Below are 23647 nucleotides of genomic sequence, written 5' to 3' on the forward strand. Positions count from 1 at the left end.
CAAGGTCTCATCCGATACCGGAACATGAAGAATTAATTTGCGGGCGAACGGCATAGTCAGATTGTAGGCCGACGGGTGATTGCTTTCCAGCGTCTCAATCATCCAGCATTTATGAGTTCACGACCTAATGCTCACGACGCGATGAAATATCTGCGACGGCCACTTCTCGGCTACTCGCGAATAAGTTTATCCGAAGACCACGGCGTACCTGGAAAATAGTCATGGTCTAGAATTTCCCTGATCGCGTATGGACAATCAACAGGGAAATCGCGATCTCTCAAGCCGGTTTCGTCTAGCGCCTTTAATCTTGCTATCTTGAACTCTCGTCCGAGCATCTGCCCCGGATACGCCTTCAGACTCGGACTTTCATCGAGCAGGTTTTCAATCCGATGTCGCTGCTCACGGATTGTGAGCAGCCATCCAGTTTTGCGCTGCTCAGGCTGAAAACCCCATTTGAGCAAATGAAGGATCAAGGTGCCAAGCCTGCTCGCAATTTCCCTTTTGTCGCTCCGCCCCAAGCTCTCGATCTCCTCGGCAAGATTCTCGCGGTCGAGGTCGGACAGACGACCTTCGCGCAACAGCGCGCCCTGTTCGGCGCACCACTGAGCATAATCGGCCTCATAGGGCGTCAATTGCTGTTTGCGAAAAATCTTGTTCATGCAGCTTATATTGCGCCAAAGGCGCCAGATTTCCAAGTTGGAAGCAGAGGATGCAGGTCGATCAAGGCCATCCAACGACACGTCTCGATCTCGGTGTTGACAAACCGTGTACGGTTTTGTGCCGACAGCTGACAAAGTGCGTGCGCTTTTCTGGGCGCACGGGTGAGAAGCGCGTCTCCTCAGGCACATTTGACCAAGTTCACGAGTCTCGGTCGACAGATTGGCATCAAAACAGAAAATACCTCTGCGCCATCGGCAGCACCGTCGCCGGTTCGCAGGTGAGCAATTCACCGTCGGCGCGGACCTCATAGGTTTCGGGGTCAACCTCGACATGCGGCGTGGCGTCGTTGAGCACCATCGAATGCTTGCCGATGCCGCCGCGGGTGTTTTCAACAGCGACGAACTGCTTGTCGACGCCAAGCCTGCCGTGCAGGCCTGACTCGAGCGCGGCTTTCGAAACAAAGGTCACCGACGAGTTGGTCCTTGCCTTGCCATAGGCGCCGAACATGGGCCGGTAGTGCATCGGCTGCGGCGTCGGGATCGAGGCGTTGGGGTCGCCCATCGGGGCGGCGGCGATCATGCCGCCGATCAGCACCATGTCCGGCTTGACGCCGAAGAAGGCAGGGTTCCACAGCACCAGGTCGGCGCGTTTGCCCACCGCGATCGAGCCGATATCCCTGGACAGCCCATGCGCGATGGCCGGGTTGATCGTGTATTTGGCGATGTAGCGGCGGACGCGGAAATTGTCGTTGTTGCCGGTCTCCTGCGGCAGCGAGCCGCGCTGGCGCTTCATCTTGTCGGCGGTCTGCCAGGTACGGATCGCCACTTCGCCGACGCGGCCCATGGCTTGGCTGTCCGATGAGATGATCGAGAAGGCGCCGATGTCGTGCAAAATGTCTTCCGCCGCGATGGTCTCCTTGCGGATGCGGCTTTCGGCAAAGGCGATGTCTTCGGGGATCGACGGCGACAAATGATGGCAGACCATCAGCATGTCGAGATGCTCGGCCAGCGTGTTGACCGTGTAGGGCCGCGTCGGGTTGGTCGAGGACGGAATGACGTTGGGCAGGCCGCAGACCTTGATGATGTCGGGCGCGTGGCCGCCGCCGGCGCCCTCGGTGTGGAAGGCGTGGATGGTGCGGCCCTTGATAGCCGCGACGGTGTTCTCGACAAAGCCGGATTCGTTCAGCGTGTCGGTGTGGATCATCACCTGCACGTCATAGTCGTCGGCGACCGACAGGCAGCAGTCTATCGCCGCCGGCGTCGTGCCCCAGTCCTCGTGCAGCTTCAGCGAGCAGGCGCCGCCCAGCACCATTTCCTCGAGGGCTGCGGGCAGCGAGGCATTGCCCTTGCCCGACAGGCCGATGTTCATCGGGAAGGCATCGAAGGACTGGATCATGCGGGCCATGTGCCATGGCCCCGGCGTACAGGTGGTGGCCAGCGTGCCGTGCGCCGGACCGGTGCCGCCGCCGAGCATGGTGGTGATACCTGACATCAGCGCCTCTTCGATCTGCTGCGGACAGATGAAGTGGATATGCGCATCGAAGCCGCCTGCGGTCAGGATCTTGCCCTCGCCGGCGATGATCTCGGTGCCGGGACCAATGATGATGGTGACGCCATCCTGCGTGTCCGGATTGCCGGCCTTGCCGATGGCCGTGATGCGCCCGTCCCTGAGGCCGACGTCGGCCTTGAAGATGCCTGCGCTGGCATCGATCACCAGCGCGTTGGTGATGACGGTATCGACGGCGCCTTGCGCCCTGGAAACCTGGCTCTGGCCCATGCCGTCGCGGATTACCTTGCCGCCGCCGAATTTCACCTCTTCGCCATGGATGGTGAGATCCTTCTCGACCTCGATGAACAGTTCGGTGTCGGCAAGGCGCACTCTGTCGCCGACCGTCGGGCCATACATCTGCGCATACGCGGCGCGGGTAATTCTAGCCATCAGCGATTGCTCCTGAAATGCGGTTTGCCGAAATGCGGTGGGATTGAAGCGCGGCTGCACATTGCTGCCATCCTATAGTCACGCAATGACCCGCTGGGCGACACCTTCTGATCCCATTTGGCGGTTGAGGTTAGGGGGTCACCCCAGACCGACCGTTTGCCAATCGATGGAAAGGAAAATCCATGCGCAAAACAATAATTCTTGCCGCCGCTGCCAGCCTGATGCTGGCGGGCGCCGCCAGTGCCCAGCAGCAACCCGCGCCACAGCCCGCCCCAGCGCCGGCAACGCCTGCTCCAGCCACGCCCCAGGCTCAGCCGGCGGTGCCGACGATCCAGAGCGTCAACATCGTCGACATCACCGAGCTGCCGAAGGACACCCAGACGCAGGTCAACCAGGTGATCGCCCAGCGTGGCGATGACGGCCTGAAGAAACTGCGCAGCTCGATCGACGCCACGCCCAAGGTGAAGTCGGCGCTGGAAGCCAAGGGGCTCAGTTCGGCGCAAGTCGTCGCCGCCAGCATGGAACCCAATGGCGCACTGACCCTGATCACCAAGAAGGCGAGCTGACGAGACGGCACGGCGGGCCGGCATCCGGCCTGCCGGCCGCATCGGGAAAGGAACCTTCGCCGGGCGGGATTCGTTTTGTTCTTTTCGCGCTAACCCGCGCCCCGAAACGACTTCTCTCAGGAGCGAGCGATGGCGATCACTTCTTTCTCGACCAGAATGCAGGCAGTCGCCGCCACGGCATTCCTGGCGGCGGCAGGTTCTGTTGCCGATTTGAAAGCGCAAGGGCTGGAAAGCACGGAGACCGTCAACCGCATCGTCGGCTCGCAGGTCAAGCAGGAAGAGGCCAAGGCCACCGCCGAAGCCCGCAGCGTCAACACGGCGATCGATCGCACGCGTGAAAACATCGGTACGGTGCGCAAGACGTCCAAGCTCGACAAGGTCGACATCGTGTTCCTCACCGACGCCGCGCGCAGCGAAGGCGGCCCGCCGCCGGAGATAGAAAGCAAGGTCAAGCAGCATCAAGACGACATTGCGGAACTGCGCAAGGAGATCGAGGCCAACGCGCTGCTGTTCAACGCCATCGAGTCGCGGCGCGTGCTTGTGCAGGATGTCCTCGCCGTCGAATTCGACGATCCCGGAAAGGTCGTCATCTACGCCGCGGCCAAGCCGTCGAACTGAGCCGAGCGCGCTGGGAAATCTCACAGCTTGCCCATCACCTTCTGCTGAAATCCGTCGGCCTCGCGCTTGCCGCCGAGCGGCACCAGCGTGACGTCGCGCTCCTGGCCCGGCTCGAAACGCATGGCCGTGCCGGCGGCAATGTCGAGGCGCATGCCCCTGGCGCGCTCGCGGTCGAATTTCAGCCCCTCATTGGTCTCGAAGAAATGGTAGTGGCTGCCGACCTGGATCGGCCGGTCGCCGCTGTTGGCGACTTTCAGGGTGACGGTCGGCAGGCCCTTGTTGAGCTCGATGTCGCCGTCCACCGTGATGATCTCACCGGGGATCATGGTCACCCTCACACGATGCCGAAGGCGAGGCCGATGCCGATCGCCGCGCAGGCGGCACCGGCAGTACGGGCCAGGCCGCGGAACCGGATGCCGAGACCGAGACCGGCGGCGATGCCGGTGCCATGCAGCAACAGCGTGGCAATGGCAAAGCCGGCCATGTATTCAAGCCCGCCGGCATTCTCCGGCACCTCGGTGCCATGCGCGTGGCCGTGGAACAGTGCGAACAGGCCGATGATGGCGACGCCGACCGAGACTGGCAGATCGATCGCCAGCGCCACCAGCAGCCCGAGCGTCACGACCGATGCCAGTATGCCCGGTTCGACAAAAGGCAGCGGCATATGCAGCATGCCCAGCGCGCCGCCGACCAGCATGACACCGACAAAGGCCGCCGGCCAGGCAAGAACCGCCTTGCCGCCCTTGATCGCCGCCCACAGTCCGACCGCGATCATCACCGTCATGTGATCGAGCCCGGAAAGCGGGTGCATGAAGCCGGCCGTGAAGGAGGAGGCCGTGCCGATGCCGACATGGGCATAGGCCGGCATGGCAGCGGCCAGCAGCAGGGTCGCCGACAGGGAGAGGCGTTTGGCAGGGATCATTCTATTGCCTTTCGTTTTGCTCGGTCTGGTGTTTACGCCGCCTTGCGGGGGCCGCAGCCTTCGGCCTTGAGAACGCGTTTACTCGACGCCGGGTATGTCTTCAGCATCGCTGCCGGGCGGATCGGCCGCGCCGAAAAACCACCGCCGCAATTGGGGCAGATGCCGCCCAACACCTGTTCCACGCATCCGGCGCAAAAGGTGCACTCGAAGGTGCAGATCAGCGCATCCGTCGCCTCGGGCGGCAGGTCCTTGTCGCAGCATTCGCAGTTGGGACGCAGCTCCAGCATCCTGTCCTCCTCAACGGATCGGTTCGTGCACGGTCACCAGCTTGGTGCCGTCGGGAAAAGTCGCCTCGACCTGCACGTCATGGATCATCTCGGCGATGCCTTCCATGACTTGCGCGCGGCTGACGACATGGGCGCCGGCTTCCATCAGTTCGGCGACCGGACGGCCGTCGCGGGCGCCTTCGACGACGAAGTCGGTGATCAGCGCGATCGCTTCCGGATGGTTGAGCTTGACGCCGCGTTCGAGCCGCTTGCGCGCCACGATCGCCGCCATGGCGATCAGCAGCTTGTCCTTTTCCCTCGGCGTCAGGTTCATGCGTTTCCCTGGATTGGTAGAGACAGGCCTATAGTGACCATAATTTGGGCAATCCCGCCCTTCCGTTGAGCAATTCGACGAGTGGAACCAGCCGCTGGCGCAGCCGGTAGCCGTCCCCGGCGTAGAGCCTCGCAAGAAGCTTGCCAGATTTCTTCACGCTCCAGACACTGGCGCTGCCTTGGTCGCCGACGATCTCAAGAACCCGGTCGAGCAGGGCTTCGGCGCGCGGCGACACCAGAAGCAGCGTCGCCACCGCGATCGCGCCGCCGGCAACCGCCGGGCGATCGAGCGTAGCGGCGATATCGGGTCCGATGCGGAAATCCTCGGCATGAATGAGGGCGCCATCCTGGCGCACGCGCCAGCGGTCATGGAAGTTGCCCTGGGTGGCGCGTTCGCCCATCGCCAGGCGACCGAAGACGGCGGCTTCCAGCACCAGCGCCTCGGCGCCGACGGCAAGCTCGACGTCGAGCGTGCGGGCAAAGGCCGCCCGGTCGAAGACGATGGTTTCCTGCGGCAGCCAGGCGATGCGCCCGTTTTCGCCGACCGACAAATTGACCCGCACTTCGGCACGGTCGGATGCCGCCCGGTAGATCTTCTCGCAGGCCTGGGTGGTGATCGATGCCGAAGCGGCCGCGCCGACATCCACCTCCCAGGCGATACGGTCGCCGCCGGTCATCCCGCCGGCGGTGTTGATCAGCACCGCTTCGAGCGGATCGGTCGAGACAGCCGGCATTCTTATCTTGGCGGCGCCGTCCTGATAGAGGCGCCGCAGGCGCGTTCGGCCCTCACTGAGCGCGCAGGAAAGCCGCGCGACGCCCGCAACGCGCTGCGTCGAAATCCCGTCATGTTCGCCGCTAGGTTCGCCCATATCCATGCCTGCACGTTAAGCACTCCGTCGGCTTTGTCGATATGGAGATCGATATAGCTTGTTGCTTGACAACGTTTCGGTTTCTATAGAGGGAACCACCTTGGTACGGTCATGCTGCGCTTGGCGGGGGTATTAAACGACGACGGCGGCTTGATACCAGGAGAAAAAGGGGCGCTGCTCAGTTGGCGTCGGGAAACGCGAGATAGTGGGGAAGGAACCGAATGGCCGACCAGCTGGCAACGGATATCATCGCGAAGATCAAGGCTCATGCCGAGCCGGGCGGCGAAGAAATCACCACCACCACCGAATTGACCTCGCTTGGCATCCATTCGCTCGAGCTGACGGAGATTATCTTCGATCTTGAGGAAGAGTATGGCATCGAGATCGAGATGAACACGGTCGACGCGTGGAGCAATCTGAAGAACGTCGGCGACATGGTCGAAGCTGTGCGCGCGCTGATCGCGAAAAAAGCCTGAACTGAATGCGGCAGCGCGTTGTCATCACCGGCATGGGCGGCATTTGCGGGCTCGGCACCAGCGCGTCCGCGATCTGGAACGAGATGCGCGCCGGCCGCTCGGCCATCGGCCAGATCACAAGTCCCCAACTGCATGATTTGAAGGTCAAGGTCGGCTGCGAAATCAAGGCGCTTCCAGATCACGGCATCGACCGCAAGCAGACCGTGTCGATGGACCGCTTCAGCCTGCTGGCGACGATCGCAGCCAGGGAGGCCATGCAGCAGGCCGGCCTGGTTTCGAATGAAGCCACCACCTATCGGATGGGCACTGTCGTCGGTGTCGGCGTCTGCGGCTGGGAGGCGATCGAAGAGAGCTATCGTGCCATCCTGGTCGAGGGCAAGAACCGCGCCGGTATCTTCACCGTGCCAAAGGTTATGCCAAGCGCGGCCTCCGGCCACGTCAGCATGAGTCTGGGCCTGCGCGGCCCGGTCTTCGGTGTCACCTCGGCCTGCTCCTCATCCAACCACGCCATCGCCTCGGCCGTCGACCAGATCAGGCTTGGCCGCGCCGACGTGATGGTCGCCGGCGGCACCGATGCGCCGCTGGTCTGGGGCATCCTGAAGGGCTGGGAAGCATTGCGCGTGCTGGCGCCCGACACCTGCCGGCCATTCTCGGCCGACCGCCAGGGACTGTCGCTCGGCGAGGGCGCCGGCATGGCGGTCCTTGAGACGTACGAGCACGCCATGGCGCGCGGCGCCACCATCCTTGCCGAGGTCGCCGGCGCCGGCCTCTCCGCCGACGCCTCCGACATTGTCGCTCCGACCGTCGAAGGGCCGACAGCGGCCATGCGCGCCTGCCTGGCCGATGCCGGCTTCAATCCCGAGGATGTCGACTACCTCAATGCCCATGGCACTGGCACCAAGGCCAACGACCAGATCGAGACGGCAGCGATCAAGCGCGTCTTCGGCGACCATGCCTACAAGCTTTCGGTGTCGTCGACCAAGTCGATGCACGCCCATTGCCTGGGCGCATCGGGGGCGCTGGAGATGATCGCCTGCGTGATGGCGATCCGCCAAGGCATCGTGCCGCCGACGGCCAATTTTCGTGAGGCCGATCCGGATTGCGACCTCGACGTCACGCCGAATGTGCCGCGCGAGCGCAAGGTGCGCGCCGCGATCAGCAACGGTTTCGCGTTCGGCGGCACCAATGCCGTGCTGGCCTTCAAGGCTGTCTGAACCCAAGGCCGGGCGCGCGCTCTGCCCCAGCAAACCATTCCGTTGACTGTTCGTGCACGACGATCCCTTCACCGCCATATTGATCGTGCCTTGCGTCGCGTCTAATCCTTGGCCGACCCGCCAGGACCGCGCCGCTCGGCGCGGATCCCCATACAGGAGTTTCCATGGCCGACCTGTCCGCCTTTCCGATCGCAACGCGTTGGCCGGCCAAGCGTCCGGATCAGCTCCAGCTCTATTCGGCGACAACGCCGAACGGCGTGAAGATTTCGATCGCCCTGGAGGAACTCGGCCTGCCTTACGAGCCGCATTGGGTCAACATCGGCCAGAACGAAAGCTGGACACTGGAATTCCTGTCGCTCAACCCCAACGGCAAGATACCGGCGATCATCGATCCGAACGGTCCGGACGGCAAGCCGATCGGCCTGTTCGAATCCGGCGCCATTCTGCTCTACCTCGCTGAAAAGACCGGCCTGCTCATGCCTATCGATGCTGCGCGCCGCTACGAGACCATCCAGTGGGTGTTCTTCCAGATGGCCTCGGTCGGGCCGATGTTCGGCCAGGTCGGCTTCTTCCACAAATTCGCCGGTCGCGAGATCGCCGACAAACGCCCTCTGGAGCGCTATCGCGACGAGTCAAAGCGACTGCTCGGCGTGCTCGACGGCAGGCTGAAGGGGCGCAAGTGGATCATGGGCAATGACTACACCATCGCCGACATCTCGCTGCTCGGCTGGGTGCGCAACCTGATCGGATTCTACGAAGCGCGCGAACTCGTCGGCTTCGACGATTTCGTCAATGTCTCGACATGGCTGGAGCGCGGCCTGGCGCGGCCGGCGGTGCAAAAAGGGCTGACCATCCCGGCCAAGGGATAGCCGACCAGCCTCCGAAGCGCGTCTATTTCGCCTTCGCTTTGGCCTTCGAACCGCCTTTGCCCATGACGGAAGCGGCGAGCGACGCAGCACCTCGGGCGGCAACCATGACGGCGCCGGCAGCGACGTTCGCCGTCGCCTTGGCCGTGCGCACCGCACTGCCGCTCAGGGAGTCGCTGGAACTCGCGGGCTTCTTCGGCTTTGCGGCTTTTGGCGCGGCTTTCGCTGCGGCCGGCACCACTTTCTTCGGCGCTGCCTTGCCGAAGGCCGGCTTGGCGTCCTTCGAACGGGCTGTCATCGCCGGGCCGGCGCCGGCCTTGGATTGGGTCGCCTTGCCCTTGGCGGGCGCGGGCTTTCTTGCCTTGGTTGCCATTGGACCGAATCCCTCTTTTGGCACAATTGCCTGTCGGGATAACGGCCTGAAAGTCTTAAGGTTCCCCTTGCGCAATCCGTCGAATCAAGCGGAAAGGCCGATCACCAGATCGGCAGCCCGGCGCCGCGCGAGCACGCGTTCGATGTTGGGCAGGTCGTTGGACGCGATCCAGGCGCGCGCATCTTCATCGGAGCGGCCATGTCCGTGCCAGCGCTCCATCAGGCGGCGCTCGAGCTCGTTGCGCGGGACGTCGACGAAGATCGAGAAATCGAACAGCGGCGCCAGCCGCGACCACGGCTCTTCGTCGAGCAGCAGATAGTTGCCCTCGACCAGGATGAACTTGGTTTGCGTGGCGACGATCGAGGCGGCGGCGCGCGACAGCTCCATGCTGCGGTCGAAGACCGGGATGGCGATATCGGGTTCACCGGCACGGATACGCTTCAGCAGGGCCTCAAAACCGGCAAAGTCGAAGGTTTCCGGCGCACCCTTTCGGGTGCGCAAGCCGCGCCGCTCAAGCACGGCGTCGTCATAGTGGAAGCCGTCCATCGGCACGACTTCCGAAGCACCTTCGGGCAGCAGTTCATGCAGCCGCGCCGACAGCGTCGACTTGCCGGAGCCTGGTGGCCCGGCAATGGCCACGATGAAGCGGTTTGCCTTGCCGGCACGCTTGAAGATGGTGGCGGCGAGATGGGCGATTTCGGACATTGGAGCCTCTCTGGCAGGAGCTTCAAATCCACCATGTTCCGCATGATGATTTCGGCCACATCTTGGCGGCAGTTCGTGGAAATTTCAAACCCTGCGGCCGCGCAATCCCACCTATGAGGCCGCTGGCTGGCCAATACGCAGGAAATCGCTGTCGAAGGGAACCTCCCGCGTCGCGCCACCCGTCACCAGTCGTATGCGGCCATCCGCCGTCGTGATCGCCTGTGGCGGCTCGCCGCCGGCCAGCGGAATGGCGCCGATGACATGGCGAAAGGACACGCTTTGGCCTTCGCCCAGTGCAAAGGCGGTCGCGACCCCTTCGCGCTTCAGCCAGTTGTCGCCGATCGAGGCGGCATGGCCGACGGCGGCGCGGCCATCCTCGATGCCGAGCACGCCCAGGTGGCGACCGCTCCAGGGCGCGTAGTCGCGCCCGCCGTTACTGAGCCACAGCATGGTGATCGGCAGTTCGGCCGGGTTCTTCAGCACCAGCACCAAATCGTCCTCGGCCTGGCGCGCCAGCGCGGTCCAGCCCGGCCCGCCATGATCGGCCTCGACCAGCGTGAGGAAATCCTCGCGGCGGTCATCCATGCGGTATTCCGTGAGATCAAGCGTACCGCCGCCGGCGGCGAGGAATTGGCTGAGATCGGCGGATCGTGCCGGATAGGCCAGCAGGAAGCGGCCGCGTGCGGGATCCGGCTCCAGCGGATCGTCCAGCGTCGCCGCAAACCGCTTCGGCGAAAAGGCCAGCCTGCCGCCGCCCGTCATCGCCGTCATCGGGTGATGCGCGACCGAGATCGCACCGTGGCCGCCGGAAAACACATGCTCCTGGTAGAGGAAGGGATGGCCGTCGCGCAGCGTCAGGATCTTGTCGACCGTTGCGCCCATCACCTTGTGGCGCAGGCGGTAGACCGCGCGCCAGCCATCCTCCGTTGCGGCACTTTCGGTGACATCCCAAGCGCTGTTGGCCGGCCAGCCATGCAGCGGCGCTTCCTCGACATCGCTGCGCGAAAACGGCGCGCAGAGAAAATCGCCGGACAGCCGAACCGTGCCTTCCGGCAGATTGTCCGGCAGCGTCTCGTTCGCATCGACCCAGGGCGCGCGGTGCAGCGGCTTCAGCTGCCGCCCGCCGCCCTCGACGACCATGTCGGCGATATGGCCGACCGTGAGGTCGAGCGAAACCGAAATGCCTCTGGCCTTGATCGTATGGATGGTCATTGCGCTCTCACCGATTCTGCAGGCGCAAACTGGCCTGTTCGGCGGCACTTGCGCAAGCACCGGGATTGGCAATTTGCATCAGTTCTCACCCTCTCCCACATCGCATATGGATTCTTTCGAAGAGGACCCCCACCCTAACCCTCCCCACAAGGGGGAGGGAACGCTGCCGCGTGCCTTAATTGTTCTTTCTTTGGCGCCGAAAAGACAGGCGACTAGTCTGGGTCGGCGCCAACGGAAGTCTCCCTCCCCCTTGTGGGGAGGGGTTAGGGGTGGGGGTCCGTGCCGGGCAGACATCTCAAGAATTCCACGTGCGATAGCCCTGCCCACAAGGGGAGGGTGAGCGCAGCTACTGCCGCTTGTATTCCCGCACCGGCGACTTGGTGTCGTCGGTGTAGGTGACCTGCACCGAGATCGATTTCACGCTGTCGGCGACCTTGAAATAGGGCTGGTAGTCGTAGGGGATGGCGTAAGGGTCCTTCTTGTCGCAAGGCGGCATCTTGATCTCCTTGTCGAGTGCCGCGCCGTTCAGGCTGTAATGCACCTGTTTGATGGCGCAGCGGTAGGACAGCATCTGGGTGAAATAGACCAGCCCGTGATTGCCGCTGGCATCGAAGGCGATCCACGAGGTCCAGAACTGGTCGAGGATCTGCTTGTTGCCCTGCTGGAGTGCCGCCTCCGGGTCGAAGCGGATGCCGAACGGGCCGGTCTCGCGGCCCCTGATGTCGAGATATTTGATGGCGATGATGCCGGCCACGGTGCTGTCGGGCATCTCGAAGCTCGGATTTGCCATCGGCTTGCCGGTGGTCTGGTCGTTCATGGCCAGGAAACCGGTGTCGGTGAACGGACCGCTGTCGCCCATGCGCCAGGAGATGGCGGTCGCCGGCTCCGGCAGCGAGATGGTCATCGACCAGCCCTGGTTGGAGCGCATCGGCGTCAGCGAAGGCACGAAGCGGGCGGGATCGAGCACGTCGGCAAGCGCTGCCAGCCGGCTGCGGCTGCGGTCCAGCCAGTCGGCCAACTGCGTCTGGTCGACGAAATATTTCAGCAGCCCGCCATCCTTCTCGTAGGACGTGAACTTGGTCAGCGCCTTGGCCTCGTTGCGCTTGTCGGCCAGCGTCTGGGCGCCGAGGCGGTCTTCGGAAAACTCCTGCGCCAACAGGAAATAGGCCGGCGCGAAATCCGCATGGGCTGATATGAAGGCGTTGAGCTTGTCGAGACGCTGGGCGTCGTCGAACTGCTGGATATGCACCAGCCTGATCGACAGCGCCTTGCCCTTGTCGGCAAGCGCGCCGAACACCTCGCGGGCCCCGGCCTTGCCGTCCTGCACCCGAAGCAGCGTGGCAAAGCGCGTGTAGGGATCGATGGCGTCGACATCGAAGCCGGCAAAGGCGAGGTAGGAGCGCCGTGCATTGAGCATGTCGCCGGACAGCTCGTAGACGCGGGCATTGTGGTAGAACTCGTCCGGCCGTTTGGGCTCGGCAATCGCCCCGCCCTGCGCGGCAAGGGCGGCAAAGCCCTTGGCGATGGTGTCGATCGAGGCCGCGATTTGCTGCGTCGTTTCTTGCAGCTTCTCGGTCTGGGCCTGCTGCTGCGCCTGGCCGGCGGCCAGCGTCTCGGTCTGCTTCTTCACCTCTTCGGTGGTCTTTTGCACTTCCGCCGTCTGCTGCGCCTGCTGCTGCTGGGCGTTAGCGATCTCATCGGCCTTCTTCTCCACCGTGTCGGTCGTCTGCTTGACCTGTTCGACCGTCTTCTGCGTTTGCGTGACGGTCTGCTCGATCTTGGCCACTTTTTCGGACACGATGCCCATCGACTGCTGCAGCCCGGCAATGGCCGGCACCAGGCTGGCGATCACCCCGCTCTGGGCGTTGGTCTGCTGCTGCAGGCCGTAGACGCCGCCGGCAACGGCCGCCGCTGTGGTGGCGAAGATCAAGGCCGGCAGCGCCTTGGCCGCCAGCACCAGCCTGAGCACGATGGCAATGGCGATGATGATTGCGGCCACCGCGGCGATCAGCGCGATATAGGCGGCGAACGGCGCCAGCGGATTGAGGATGTCGGATACGGCACCCCCGATAAAGGCGACGCTGCCGGCCCATTTGCCGGTGCGGCTGAGCGATGCCCTGATAAGCGAGGGCGCAGCGCCCCCGGCCCCGATATTCGTCATGCCAAGCCCCCAAGCCCTGAGATACCACGCCCCTTCCCACGGGAAACGCGGCCCTGGCAAGGAAAGACACGGGAAACGGGCGTTTTCGGGGCGGCTTCAGGCCTCGACAATCCTGGGACTGTCAGCCATTAACCAAATGGACGCAACAGCCGCGTTACGTTAGCTTCGCCTTATCTCAGCAACAGCCGACCCAGAACAGTCCTGCCCTTGTCCAACCTGCGTCCCCTTCCGCTCATCCACAGAGTTTTTGTGGCACTCGCCCTGCTGGTGCTGCTTGCCGGCTGCGCCACGACGCCGCCCGACAGCGTGCTGGCCGTGCCGGCGCCGGCGCAGAAATATGCGGCAATCGTCGTCGACGCCAGGACCGGCAAGCAGCTGTTCGAGGTCAGCTCGACAGCGCAGCGCTATCCGGCCTCGCTGACCAAGATGATGACGCTGTACCTTTTGTTCGAGGCGCTGGAGTCCGGCCGCGTCACCAAGGAAACGCAGATCCCGGTTTCGGACCATGCCGCCTCGCAGCCGCCGACCAAGCTGCGCTTCCGGCGCGGCGAAAGCATCGATGTCGATTCGGCGATCCGCGCCATCGTCGTCAAATCGGCCAACGACGTGGCGGTGGCGGTCGGCGAATATCTCGGCGGCAGTGAAGATCAGTTCGCCGCCATGATGACATCCAAAGCCCGCCAGCTCGGCATGACCAGCACCAGCTTCCGCAATGCGTCGGGCCTGCCCGATGATGGCCAGATGACGACGGCGCGCGACATGGCGGTGCTCGGCATGGCGCTGCGTCAGCGCTTTCCCCAGCAGTTCCATTATTTCTCCGAAAGCGACTTCATGTTCCGCGGCCGGCTGGTGCGCGGCCACAACGACATGCTCGGCCGCGTGCGCGGCGTCGACGGCATCAAGACCGGCTACATCAGGGCCTCGGGCTTCAACATCGTCACCTCCTACAATGCCGACGGCCGCAATTTGATCGTCGTGGTGATGGGCGCCGACTCAGCCCGCCAGCGCAACGACCATGTCGAAGCGCTGATCCAGCGGAGCCTGTCGCCGACCATGGACGGCGCCAAGACCAGGCTGATGTTCGCCGAGCAGTAGTAGGCCGCGGCGCGGTTCGCGTCTGGGCGCACGGTGACGGATAGGAATTTTTTCTTGACTCGGTGAGGGCAGCTACGCTACTGTTTTGGGTAGGGTGCTGAGTCGCGCCAATTGACCCACTGGAAACGTGACCCGCCGCAAGGCGGGTTTTTTGTTGCCCGCCGCCCTGCAGAACCTTGTACACGTTGGTGGGACAGCACCCCCCTCTGTCCTGTCGGATGTTCGTCGCTCGGAAAGCCAAGCAATTGGCTTTCCGCCCGCTGCGCGGACCGCTCCTCAACCCCCGCAAGGGGGGAGATCAGCGGCTTCGGCGCTACGCTCACTCATGTGACGGTGGAAATTGGCGAAAGCCGGGATGACAGCCAATCTCCCTCCTTGCGGGGGAGATGTCCGGCAGGACAGAGGGGGGTGATTGGCGCAAACATCGGGCAAGTTCTTCCTGCTCCGCCCGTGGATGACGTAGTTGAGGCTTCGGCCAATTTCGAAACGTCTCCACCCGCCCTGAAGGGCGAGCCGCCAGCAGCCACATCGCCTTCTCCGATCAAAACCACTTGTCCGGCCTGCGAAATCCGTGCCCGGCGCTGGCTATGCGCCGCCACCTCTGTCTATCGTCGCCCAGCATCAGGAGCCCACCATGAGCACCGTCCCCAAAACACCCGAGCAACCGGCCGACAACCAGCACGACAGCGGCGGCGAATATTTCGAGGCGCCGATCATCAGTGAGCACGAGGCCGATCCGGGTTCGGACGAGCACTTTGAGACGCCTGACGTGCCGGACTCCGAGCCATCCGCTCCGGGCGCATCGCGCGGCAAGCCCAAGAAAAAACCGTCGGCGATATCGGGCCGCAAATTCCGCAAGCGCGATCTGGTGCGCATCGACACGCTGCGCCCGAGCCTCGCCGACCGCATCCACGCCGATCATCCGGACCTGCCGGCCGGCGCCCGCATCAGCCGCGCCGAGCTCGGCCGCTACCGCATGCGCTACATGGAGGAGCTGCTGCAGCAGGAGCACGGCGAATTCTCCGAGCTCGACCGCCAGGTGGTCGAATCGATCGCCAGGCAGGACACGATTTCCGAAAACTCGGAGGAGGAGTTCGAGGAGCACCGCACCTTTGCCGACCGCGTCTCCGACAACATGGCGGCCTTCGGCGGCAGCTGGTGGTTCCTGATCTCGTTCGGCAGCGTGCTGCTGGTGTGGATCGGCATCAACCTGATCGCGGGCATGTCGAGCGCCTTCGATCCCTATCCCTTCATCCTGCTCAACCTGCTGCTCTCCTGCATCGCCGCCATCCAGGCGCCGATCATCATGATGAGCCAGAGGCGGCAGGAGTCCAAGGACCGCCTGCGCTCCTTCAACGACTACCGCGTCAACCTCAAGGCCGAGCTCGAAGTGCGCCATCTGCACGAAAAACTCGACTACCTCATCTCGCGCCAGTGGACGCGCCTGGCCGAAATGCAGCAGATGCAGCTGGATGCGATGCATGAGCTGACCGGGGCGAAGAAACCGAAGCGAGCGGTGCGGAGGAGGCGGACGGTGCGGAGTGAGGCGGGGTGAGGAGTGGTCCGCGCAGCGGACGAAAAGCCAATTGCTTGGCTTTTCGAACTACGAACGCCCTGAGCCTGCGAAGGGCTGAATGCGATGCAGTGCTGTTCAGCGCTCAAGCCAAGTCGCTGCGCCAATCTCCAATTGCCCGTTGAAGCCCGCGCGTGCTTCCGCTAAGAAGCCGTGACTTGCCGGTTCACCGGCTGGTTCGTTTTCCGGATTCCGGAAAGCACCCGTAGCTCAGCTGGATAGAGCGCTGCCCTCCGAAGGCAGAGGTCACAGGTTCGAATCCTGTCGGGTGCGCCAGACATTTGCCCAAGTTTTTGATCCGTTAGTACCAGCGCGACAATTCGCTAGCTGCGACCACTCGGCTGCATGATAGTCCGACAATTTCCGATAAGACTAGCGCCGATCTTGGCAAAACTTCAATAATGATCCATCATTCTTATATGGGGGAGCGAAATGCGTATCATAATTCGGGATGGCGAATTTTCGTATGAAAATGATCTTCAACCAGCCGGTCAAGAACTTTGGGCTGGCGGCGCGGATGATCTCCCTGCTGCCGTGCTTGCATCAATGAGCAATGAATTTGAACCAGGTACTTGGTACGCGATGGATGATTTCGTCCGTATCGTGGGCATCATGAAACCGGTATCCGGTCAAGATGAGGTTTTGAGCACTGTGTTAGCCGAGCAGCATGGTGTTGATGGAACCTGGCAAGCATGGATGGAAATAGGGCAAAGCCAGGCGGCCTTGATGGTTTGCAAGTCGGTATGTGATCACGCCGTAAGGCGACGCAAAGCTGGGCTGCGTTGGATACGAGTGGATTAATGGCACAGCATTTCACGCTCGACCAGTGTCGAAGGCAGGGCAAGCTTCATGGGTTAGCCAAGGGCAAATATGTTATCGAGTATAATGACTCGACACACCTTAGTCAGGACCAATGGGTACGGCTTGCGGAAGTCGACGTTCGAGCCGCAGCTATACCAATGGGGGAGGAAGATACAGAGCAATTCTATACTATTCGCAAGGACATCGGGCCCCTGCCGGCTGAGAAAGCCGACGATGCGTCCAAGCGCAATGCTCGAATTTTGCACGACACCCTTTCGCTTGCACTAGCACGCGCTGGGATTTTGGCGCCAGACATCCCAAACGAGCTATTCATCGAGCTTCTTACACTTGGTGAAGAGGATGGCGTCATTGTTGTTCCGGATACCAATGCTCTGCATAACGGAGCCTTACATTGGCTTTTGCAGGTGCTGAAACGCCCAGCGGTGTGGATCTTGCCTTTAGCGGCGTCCTTGACGACGGTACAGCAGCGCGATGCCATGGTGAAGTCGCTCGTCGGGAAAGCCAATTTAGGCAATCTGACAAAAGCGCTTCGTTCTCGCGGGCTAGTAAACGGTGCACTAGGACTTCTTCTCCGGAATCGGAGCCGTAGCCAAGTTGTAGAACTAGACCATTCACTTCTCCGCTACCAGAAAACCGGGTCCAATAGTGGATCTGACCCAGACAACAGCGATGTTTTGGAAGATCGACTAATTATCGAAGGCATACATGGCGTTCTGCGCACAATGAGAACCCGCAGTACGCGTCGAGTGATAACCTCCGATGTGAATATGGCGCGCGTACTAGAGGCTGAGGGAATCGACACGCTTTTTGTCCCGTCGATTAGCATGGGTAGCGCCCCGATCGACTGCATCAGGTATGATGCCCTAGCCTGCAGGTTCCTAGGCGCGCCGTTGTGTTCGGTCATCTGGGAACTGGTTCATGCGTTCGGATCGATACGTCTCATGAAGGAACCAACCCCGATCGCGACCTTCGATTGCTTTTGGCCAGGGAAGTCGCCTGCTGATTGGTCCAGCGAGTCGTTGTCGTGCACATTCTCTGATAGGCCGAAGCCACCCAGTCTACGGCGAGGCGGAAACCAAGACGAGTCGGAGCCAGATGGCAAGCCAGAAACAGAACGCAGAGAGGATAGGAAAAACGCGCCATTTCGAGTGGCCCGTGGCGAACGTACTCGCGAGAAGGTTACTATGCGTGCCGGACTATCAACCGATACACTGAAGACGCCAACAGTTTCGGTACGGCTTGGAACAATTTTGCCGCGAGCATCCCTACCTCAAGCGTTCAAGTTTTTAGGGACGGTCAGACGTCTGAATGGCGCTAAGCCAGCACAGATAGCAGAGCTAAGTCCCGGAACTACCCCTGATACGGTACGCCGTGCGTTCGAGCTACTGCGGCGCATTGGCCTGTTGGACGACGACGCTGGAACTTTCAGGGCGACTCGGGATGCTGATGCGGTTGAAAAAGCGCTCGGACGAGAAGATCTCGACGCTGTAAGCCTTATTATTCAGCGCTTCGAACCCTATGCCGCCTTTCTTGAATTGTTACAGAGCCTTGGGGAGATACAACGGGGCGGAGTGGTTCCTTTACTGCAGCAACGATTTGGTTCCATCGGGGCTGAAGAGGGGGGGCGCCTGCCGCGGTTTCACTCATTGTTAGGACAAGCATGGACTGATGGGGACGTAATTAGAGATGGTTCGCGCCGGCTGACGGATAGAGATGCCGGGGAGGCGTTTGATCGTGCGTATGCGGCGACCTCCGTCGACGGTCTTGCGAAAGTGATTGAACTCCTACCCCTCCTATGCAAAACGGAACACATCAGTCCTTGGGCCGTAAAAAAACAGATAGAACGGTTCATAGCTGAGGGACTTCTACCGGAGTATCGTTTCGAACCGTCTGCTGGTGGAAAGCCCGTCTCTAGGGACGAAATCCTCAGCGGGCAGCTTGAAGATCTTACCACTAGGCCAGTCATTATCGATCGGTTACATATCGGTGAACGGCCTGTCTTCACGATCGGAGGGCCTTCAAGGTGACATCCATTCTTGGCGGACTTCTCCAGGAAGTGGCTGAGCGACGTGAGGATGGCGGCGCTTTCCTTGCTCACTATGGCATGCTTAGGAATCCATTTCCTCCCGCCCGAACTATTTATCCTGAGGTAATATACAATCAAGAGAAAGCGGTTCACGTATTCGCGAACGGGGTGAAGGCGATCGTAGGGTCAGAAATCGCGCGACGCACTATGGCGGTCCTAGGCGGAACGGGCCAAGGGAAATCCCATTTTCAACGGCACTGCCAATACGAGGTAAAACGCCTTAGGCTGCCTATCGTGTCCGTTGAATTTCTCGCTGGAACGAGCTCAGCGGCCAATTTAGTGCGCGAAATTTTCAGAGCGGCAGATGAGCACGTCCGAGAATTGGGCGAGCAAGATCTACTGTCGGCGGTAGTAAGCAGAATTAAACCTGGAGAAGTGGGGCCGGTTCGCCAAACTGACCTGAAGAACGCCTTGTCGACCCTCGTCCGCTCTCAACAACAAGGCTTCAGAGCGGAAGATATGCATCAGCGTTTTACCGCAGAGGTGCTGCTCGACGTCTGCCGGCGTTGGATCGTCGGTGAGACGTTATCTCAAACAGAAAAGCGTTATCTTCGTGTCTCGGGTCGACTTGCAACGGCTTCGCTCATGATTCGAGTTATGACTGAGCTGTTTGCGCTGGCGAGGCAGCAGGGTTTCTTCAAGGGTGTTATGCTCTGCTTAGACGAGGTCGAAGCACTTTTTTTCAGCGGGGTCTCGGCTTCTCGTATTCAAGCTTTCTTACAGGATCTTCGATATCTCTTTGACGAGGCTCACGGCCAACATTCTGGATATTCGCTTTTGGTCGTGGCGGGCTCAACTTCGCGTGGGGCGCAAGACCTGCGCGAATACAACTACCCACTGTTCCAGCGACTCGGTTTCGATACCGAAACACGTATCCAATTGCACGAAGTCAAGGACCTCGATGAGGCGCGCAGCTTCGCAGAGGTTTATATCGAGTTCGAAAGGCAGCGCTATAACACAGAAAAAAAATCGCAGGTGTCGGCAGAGCGAGCACGGTCACTGATAACTGACGACGATCTGAAATCGGCTCTCCTTGGTGATCTTAAATCAGGGGATACACGGAATCAGGCTCGACTCCTCGAAGGCCTGCATCGGATTATCGAAGCAAAGAAGGCAGCAGCCAAATAGGCTCAAAGCCGCATGTAGTCCTCAGAAATTCTGGGTGGGAAGCGCCGATCTTTCGATCTGGTTGACTCTAAGGATTAGTGCCGTCGAGTGGCCGAGCACCAAAAACCTTGCGTCTAACCCATCCCGGCTATCCCTAAACCCATCCAGCCGCCTCAAAAAACCCCGGCACATCATCCAGCCCATGCGCAACCGCGTCCGGTTCATAATCCGCTGGCGGTCGTCGCCCAGTCCCACGATCGACCCAAACCGCGCGAAAGCAGAGGTCGCGCGCTGCGGTTAGGTCCAGGTGTGGACTGGCGCAGATGTGCGCGAGCTCATCCTTTGTCACGTCGAGCGATTGCCACGCATGTTCGAATATCTGCCGCGATGGCGCCTGCTGTGCCGTGATGACCCGGTCGATGGCGCCGCCCAGCTGCGCGACATTGCCGGCGATGATCGCATCATCGGTGTTCGAGATGATCGCCAGCTTGAAGCCGGCTTCTTTCAGCTTGCGCAGCGTTGCGGCCACTTCCGGGAAAGGCGGCATCCGTCCGATCGACGACGTCAGCAGCTCCGCGTCGCCGGCATCCGCTTCCAGCGAAAAATCGCGCATCGCCAGCTGCAGCGCCTTTGCCGTGACGTCGGCGAAGGAGAGGTGCGGCTTGGTATGCTCCAGCTGGTGTTCGTGCCGGTCATAGACGAGAATGAATGTCCCCGCTTCGATCTTGCGGCCCTTGCGCGCAAGGATCGTCTCCATTGCCGCCATCAGCCCTTCGTCCCACTGGATCAGCGTTCCGTAGCAGTCGAAGGTAGCCAGGTCGGGCGCGGCCCGTAGAGTGCCATGTCAGGAACCTTTCCGGAGACCGGCTGGGCGATCACTGAGTAATCTGTCGAGGAATGAAATATTCCACGCCGACCTTTTATCCTGTCCATGGCTCCCGGATAGGTGCTTGCTGATCAGCCGCGCCGTCGTCAGCCGGCCCCCACCCCCCTCACGCTCTCCCGCTCCACCAGCGGGCACTCCAGCTTCGTGATCGGATACCGCCCCCGTCCAGGCGCCGCCGGCGCTTCCAGCTGTTCGATCGCCCATTGGCCCATCGCCATGTGCGGCAGGATCGAGGTCGTCAGTGGCGGGAAGAGATGGCGGGCGATTTCCTCGTCGTCGTAACCGACCACGGAAATATCCCCGGGAATGTGCAGGCCGGCTTCCTTCAGCGCTTCGTAGCAGCCGATCGCGGTGCGGTCGTTCTGGCAGAAGATGGCGGTCGGGCGGTCTTTCAGCGCCAGGAGCTTGACGGTCGCGGCGTAGCCGGCGCTGGCCGACCAGTCGCCTTCGACCACCAACTCCGGATCGAACGGGATGTCGGCGGTGGCGAGCGCGCGGCGGTAGCCTTTCAGCCGGTCCTGTGCGGCCTGCATCCACGGCTCGCCGGTGATGGTGGCGATGCGGCGGTGGCCGTGGCTGATCAGGTGGCGGGTGGAGCTCTGGCCGCCGGCGATCTCGCTCGGCACCACGGCCGGGAAGGCATAGTCCGCCGTGTAGCAGTTGAGCAGGATCACCGGGATGTCGAGGCCGTAGAGATAGTCGGGCGCCGTGATCTCGCGGGTGAAGATGGTCATGTAGATCAGCGCCGAAATGCCCCGCTTGGTGAGTGCGGCGATGGCGCGCGGCTCCATGACGGAATCGCCCAGCGTTTGCGCCACCAAGAGCACGTTGCCGGCATTCCACGAGGCCTGGCGCGCGCCCTCGATGGCGACCACGGCTTCCGGGCTGGTGGCGAGCTGGTCGACGGCAAAGCCGATCACGCCGTCGAGTCCTTCGAAGGCGGGCCCCTCGAAGGCAGGCAACGCCGGGTGAAGGGCCTCGAAGGCGGGCGCGGTGTAGCCAAGCGTGCGCGCGGCCTCGATCACCCGATCGCGGGTCTGCTGCGACAGCTTGATGCCGGGCGAATTGTTGAGCACGAAGGAAACGGTCGCCTGCGAGCAGCCCGCCGCCCTGGCGATATCGGTCATGGTGACGCGGCCCTTGGCGCCCTTGGCCGGCGCCTTGCGCCGCCTCGCCGTGTCGCTGGCCCGATCCGTCGTCTCGCTCATGGCAAATCCCAGTCTGGCAGGCCGGTCAGGCCGGCAAGATGGCGTGACGCCGTCGATTTATAGAGATATCGTCAAGATCGTTTATAACTATTAGTATACCGGAGGTCCATCCGCCATGCATCTCCATACAAGCCAAAGCTCAAATGACAAAAGGCTTGGGCCGCGGCGCAGCCGTGGCGGCGGCTCGCCCACGGATATGCCGCGAAACCGCTGGCATGGCACCGAAACTAATACTGTTTACTAATACAAAAATGCCCTGTACCGTCAATCCGTCGCGTCCGGCCGGTCACGCCCGGGGCGGCGGGAGAGTACGAAAATGGCCCGGTGGCGAGCGGATACTACCTCCGCAAGCCTTGTCTCGGATATGTGATATGTCAGACAAATCGGACTATTTACGAACGAAGGATGAGTCTCTAAGGTCCATGATCGTGGCTGGAACGACGCCATTCTTTCGGTGCCGGGAACCCCTTTGAGGAGGAGGGCGTCCACGCTGCAAACGGCAAATCAGGTCAGTGCAAGATCGGCCGGTCCAACGACTGAGCCAAACGGGAGGTTGAACATGAAATCCTTGATACGAAATGCATCCGTAGCCGCGGCCGCGCTGCTGCTTGGCCTGTCGGCCACGGCAATCGCGCGCGCCCAAGACAAGCCGACGCTGGCCTTCGTCGTCAACGGCGCTTCCGATTTCTGGAAGGCCGCCGAAGCCGGCGTCAAGAAGGCGCAGGGCGAACTGCCCGACTATACGCTCGAGCTCAAATATCCCGAGCAGTCCTCGGTCGCCATCCAGCAGCGGCTGATGGACGATCTGGTCACCGCCGGCGTCAAGGGCATCATGGTCTCGGCCGTCGATCCCAAGACCTCGACCGATGGGTTGAACAAGATCGCTTCCGAGACCGCGCTGTTCACCACCGACTCGGACGCCCCGCAGACCAAGCGCGTCGCCTATATCGGCTCGTCCAATGTCGATGCCGGCAAGCAGGCGGCCGAAATCGCCAAGAAGGCGATGCCCAATGGCGGCAAGTGCCTCGGCTTCGTTGGCCTGCTCGGCGCCGACAATGCCAAGGAGCGCATCCAGGGCATGAAGGACGGCCTCGCCGGCACCAAGATCGAGCTGATCGACGTGCGCGGCGACGACATCGACCAGGCGCGCGCCAAGAAGAACGTCGAGGACGCGCTGGTTGCCAGCCCCGACGTCACCTGCATGGTCGGCTTCTACTCCTACAACACGCCGCGCATCTATGAAGCGCTGCGCGACGCCGGCAAGCTCGGCTCGATCACCGTCGTCGGCTTCGATGACGATCCGATCACGCTGGGCGGCGTCAAGGAAGGCACCATTGCCGCCACCGTCGTGCAGCAGCCCTTCGAATGGGCCTATCAGGGCATGAAGCTGATGGCTGCCTATCTCAAAGGCGACAAGTCGGGCATCCCGGAAGGCAACCTCATCATCATCCCGACCAAGATCATCGGCAAGGATGACGTCGACGCCTACGCCGCCAATTTGAAGGCGATGGCCGGAAACTGATCGTCTGCGGCGCTGCCCCTCATCCGCCTGCCGGCACCTTCTCCCCGTATAGTGACGGGGAGAAGGGATGCGCTCCAACGCTGGCAATCCCCCTCTCCCCGTTCTTCACGGGGAGAGGGTAAGGGTGAGGGGCAGCGCCAACGCCTCGCTTTTTATTGACGGGTTCGAT

At 61.9% G+C, this 23647-nt stretch carries 24 protein-coding genes and 1 tRNA gene; 12 read left to right on the top strand and 13 right to left on the bottom strand.

Features of this window, described 5'->3' with window-relative positions:
• Positions 1-170: 170 nt before the first annotated feature.
• The gene (locus EOA13_RS02530; protein ID WP_127289438.1) at positions 171-659 is read right to left on the bottom strand and encodes a DUF29 domain-containing protein; all 489 of its coding nucleotides are present in this window, start codon (positions 657-659) and stop codon (positions 171-173) included.
• A 226-nt stretch (positions 660-885) separates the two neighbouring features.
• Complete coding sequence (gene ureC / locus EOA13_RS02535; protein ID WP_164779971.1) at positions 886-2601, bottom strand: urease subunit alpha; 1716 nt, start codon at positions 2599-2601, stop codon at positions 886-888.
• 179 nt (positions 2602-2780) lie between these two features.
• Here ureC and EOA13_RS02540 point away from each other — a divergent pair, with 179 nt between their 5' ends.
• The gene (locus EOA13_RS02540) at positions 2781-3164 is read left to right on the top strand and encodes a hypothetical protein (RefSeq protein ID WP_127289442.1); all 384 of its coding nucleotides are present in this window, start codon (positions 2781-2783) and stop codon (positions 3162-3164) included.
• Between the two features lie 129 nt (positions 3165-3293).
• Positions 3294-3782: a hypothetical protein gene (locus EOA13_RS02545; protein WP_127289444.1), complete on the top strand. Its 489-nt coding sequence runs from the start codon at positions 3294-3296 to the stop codon at positions 3780-3782.
• 20 nt (positions 3783-3802) lie between these two features.
• On the opposite strand, the gene EOA13_RS02550 is transcribed toward EOA13_RS02545, so the two are convergent.
• The 5 genes from EOA13_RS02550 to EOA13_RS02570 are packed head-to-tail and all read right to left on the bottom strand — an operon-like array spanning position 3803 to position 6172.
• Complete coding sequence (locus tag EOA13_RS02550) at positions 3803-4108, bottom strand: urease subunit beta (RefSeq protein WP_127289446.1); 306 nt, start codon at positions 4106-4108, stop codon at positions 3803-3805.
• Positions 4109-4116: 8 nt separating this feature from the next.
• The gene (locus EOA13_RS02555) at positions 4117-4704 is read right to left on the bottom strand and encodes a HupE/UreJ family protein (protein WP_127289448.1); all 588 of its coding nucleotides are present in this window, start codon (positions 4702-4704) and stop codon (positions 4117-4119) included.
• A gap of 32 nt (positions 4705-4736) precedes the next feature.
• Complete coding sequence (locus EOA13_RS02560; protein ID WP_127289450.1) at positions 4737-4991, bottom strand: DUF1272 domain-containing protein; 255 nt, start codon at positions 4989-4991, stop codon at positions 4737-4739.
• Between the two features lie 10 nt (positions 4992-5001).
• Complete coding sequence (locus EOA13_RS02565; RefSeq protein ID WP_015314510.1) at positions 5002-5304, bottom strand: urease subunit gamma; 303 nt, start codon at positions 5302-5304, stop codon at positions 5002-5004.
• Between the two features lie 28 nt (positions 5305-5332).
• Positions 5333-6172 carry an urease accessory protein UreD gene (locus EOA13_RS02570; protein ID WP_127289452.1) on the bottom strand — a complete coding sequence of 280 codons (840 nt, stop codon included), beginning with the start codon at positions 6170-6172 and terminating at the stop codon, positions 5333-5335.
• 221 nt (positions 6173-6393) lie between these two features.
• Between EOA13_RS02570 and EOA13_RS02575 the strand changes: the two genes are divergently transcribed.
• The 3 genes from EOA13_RS02575 (at position 6394) to EOA13_RS02585 (ending at position 8731) form a co-directional block, all read left to right on the top strand.
• On the top strand, positions 6394-6648 hold the full coding sequence (locus tag EOA13_RS02575) for an acyl carrier protein (protein WP_013528393.1): 255 nt from the start codon (positions 6394-6396) through the stop codon (positions 6646-6648).
• Between the two features lie 5 nt (positions 6649-6653).
• Positions 6654-7862: a beta-ketoacyl-[acyl-carrier-protein] synthase family protein gene (locus EOA13_RS02580; protein ID WP_127289454.1), complete on the top strand. Its 1209-nt coding sequence runs from the start codon at positions 6654-6656 to the stop codon at positions 7860-7862.
• Positions 7863-8026: 164 nt separating this feature from the next.
• On the top strand, positions 8027-8731 hold the full coding sequence (locus EOA13_RS02585) for a glutathione S-transferase N-terminal domain-containing protein (RefSeq protein ID WP_127289456.1): 705 nt from the start codon (positions 8027-8029) through the stop codon (positions 8729-8731).
• A 22-nt stretch (positions 8732-8753) separates the two neighbouring features.
• On the opposite strand, the gene EOA13_RS02590 is transcribed toward EOA13_RS02585, so the two are convergent.
• The 4 genes from EOA13_RS02590 to EOA13_RS02610 form a co-directional block, all read right to left on the bottom strand.
• On the bottom strand, positions 8754-9101 hold the full coding sequence (locus tag EOA13_RS02590; protein ID WP_127289458.1) for a hypothetical protein: 348 nt from the start codon (positions 9099-9101) through the stop codon (positions 8754-8756).
• An 84-nt stretch (positions 9102-9185) separates the two neighbouring features.
• The gene (locus EOA13_RS02595; protein ID WP_127289460.1) at positions 9186-9806 is read right to left on the bottom strand and encodes a nucleoside triphosphate hydrolase; all 621 of its coding nucleotides are present in this window, start codon (positions 9804-9806) and stop codon (positions 9186-9188) included.
• Between the two features lie 111 nt (positions 9807-9917).
• Positions 9918-11018, bottom strand: coding sequence for a hypothetical protein (locus EOA13_RS02600; protein ID WP_127289462.1), 1101 nt, complete (start codon positions 11016-11018; stop codon positions 9918-9920).
• A 346-nt stretch (positions 11019-11364) separates the two neighbouring features.
• Complete coding sequence (locus EOA13_RS02610; protein ID WP_127289464.1) at positions 11365-13179, bottom strand: methyl-accepting chemotaxis protein; 1815 nt, start codon at positions 13177-13179, stop codon at positions 11365-11367.
• A 207-nt stretch (positions 13180-13386) separates the two neighbouring features.
• Here EOA13_RS02610 and EOA13_RS02615 point away from each other — a divergent pair, with 207 nt between their 5' ends.
• The 6 genes from EOA13_RS02615 (at position 13387) to EOA13_RS02640 (ending at position 19883) form a co-directional block, all read left to right on the top strand.
• Positions 13387-14274, top strand: coding sequence for a D-alanyl-D-alanine carboxypeptidase family protein (locus tag EOA13_RS02615; protein WP_127289466.1), 888 nt, complete (start codon positions 13387-13389; stop codon positions 14272-14274).
• 634 nt (positions 14275-14908) lie between these two features.
• On the top strand, positions 14909-15829 hold the full coding sequence (locus tag EOA13_RS02620; RefSeq protein WP_127289468.1) for a DUF1003 domain-containing protein: 921 nt from the start codon (positions 14909-14911) through the stop codon (positions 15827-15829).
• A gap of 217 nt (positions 15830-16046) precedes the next feature.
• Positions 16047-16123, top strand: a tRNA-Arg gene (locus EOA13_RS02625).
• Positions 16124-16279: 156 nt separating this feature from the next.
• Positions 16280-16648 carry a hypothetical protein gene (locus EOA13_RS02630; protein WP_127289470.1) on the top strand — a complete coding sequence of 123 codons (369 nt, stop codon included), beginning with the start codon at positions 16280-16282 and terminating at the stop codon, positions 16646-16648.
• On the top strand, positions 16648-18696 hold the full coding sequence (locus EOA13_RS02635) for a hypothetical protein (RefSeq protein ID WP_127289472.1): 2049 nt from the start codon (positions 16648-16650) through the stop codon (positions 18694-18696). Before EOA13_RS02630 ends, EOA13_RS02635 begins: the two co-directional genes overlap by 1 nt.
• 293 nt (positions 18697-18989) lie before the next feature.
• The gene (locus tag EOA13_RS02640; protein ID WP_164779959.1) at positions 18990-19883 is read left to right on the top strand and encodes a BREX system ATP-binding domain-containing protein; all 894 of its coding nucleotides are present in this window, start codon (positions 18990-18992) and stop codon (positions 19881-19883) included.
• Between the two features lie 133 nt (positions 19884-20016).
• Here the strand turns inward: EOA13_RS02640 and EOA13_RS02645 are convergent, their stop codons facing one another.
• Positions 20017-20628: an HAD family hydrolase gene (locus EOA13_RS02645; RefSeq protein WP_245490291.1), complete on the bottom strand. Its 612-nt coding sequence runs from the start codon at positions 20626-20628 to the stop codon at positions 20017-20019.
• Positions 20629-20834: 206 nt separating this feature from the next.
• Positions 20835-21956 (bottom strand): LacI family DNA-binding transcriptional regulator, encoded by a 1122-nt coding sequence (locus EOA13_RS02650; RefSeq protein ID WP_164779960.1) that lies wholly within the window; start codon positions 21954-21956, stop codon positions 20835-20837.
• A 559-nt stretch (positions 21957-22515) separates the two neighbouring features.
• Between EOA13_RS02650 and EOA13_RS02660 the strand changes: the two genes are divergently transcribed.
• On the top strand, positions 22516-23478 hold the full coding sequence (locus EOA13_RS02660; RefSeq protein WP_127289478.1) for a sugar-binding protein: 963 nt from the start codon (positions 22516-22518) through the stop codon (positions 23476-23478).
• Positions 23479-23647 lie beyond the last annotated feature (169 nt).

Source organism: Mesorhizobium sp. M7A.F.Ca.US.011.01.1.1, assembly GCF_003998295.1.
Lineage (GTDB): Bacteria > Pseudomonadota > Alphaproteobacteria > Rhizobiales > Rhizobiaceae > Mesorhizobium.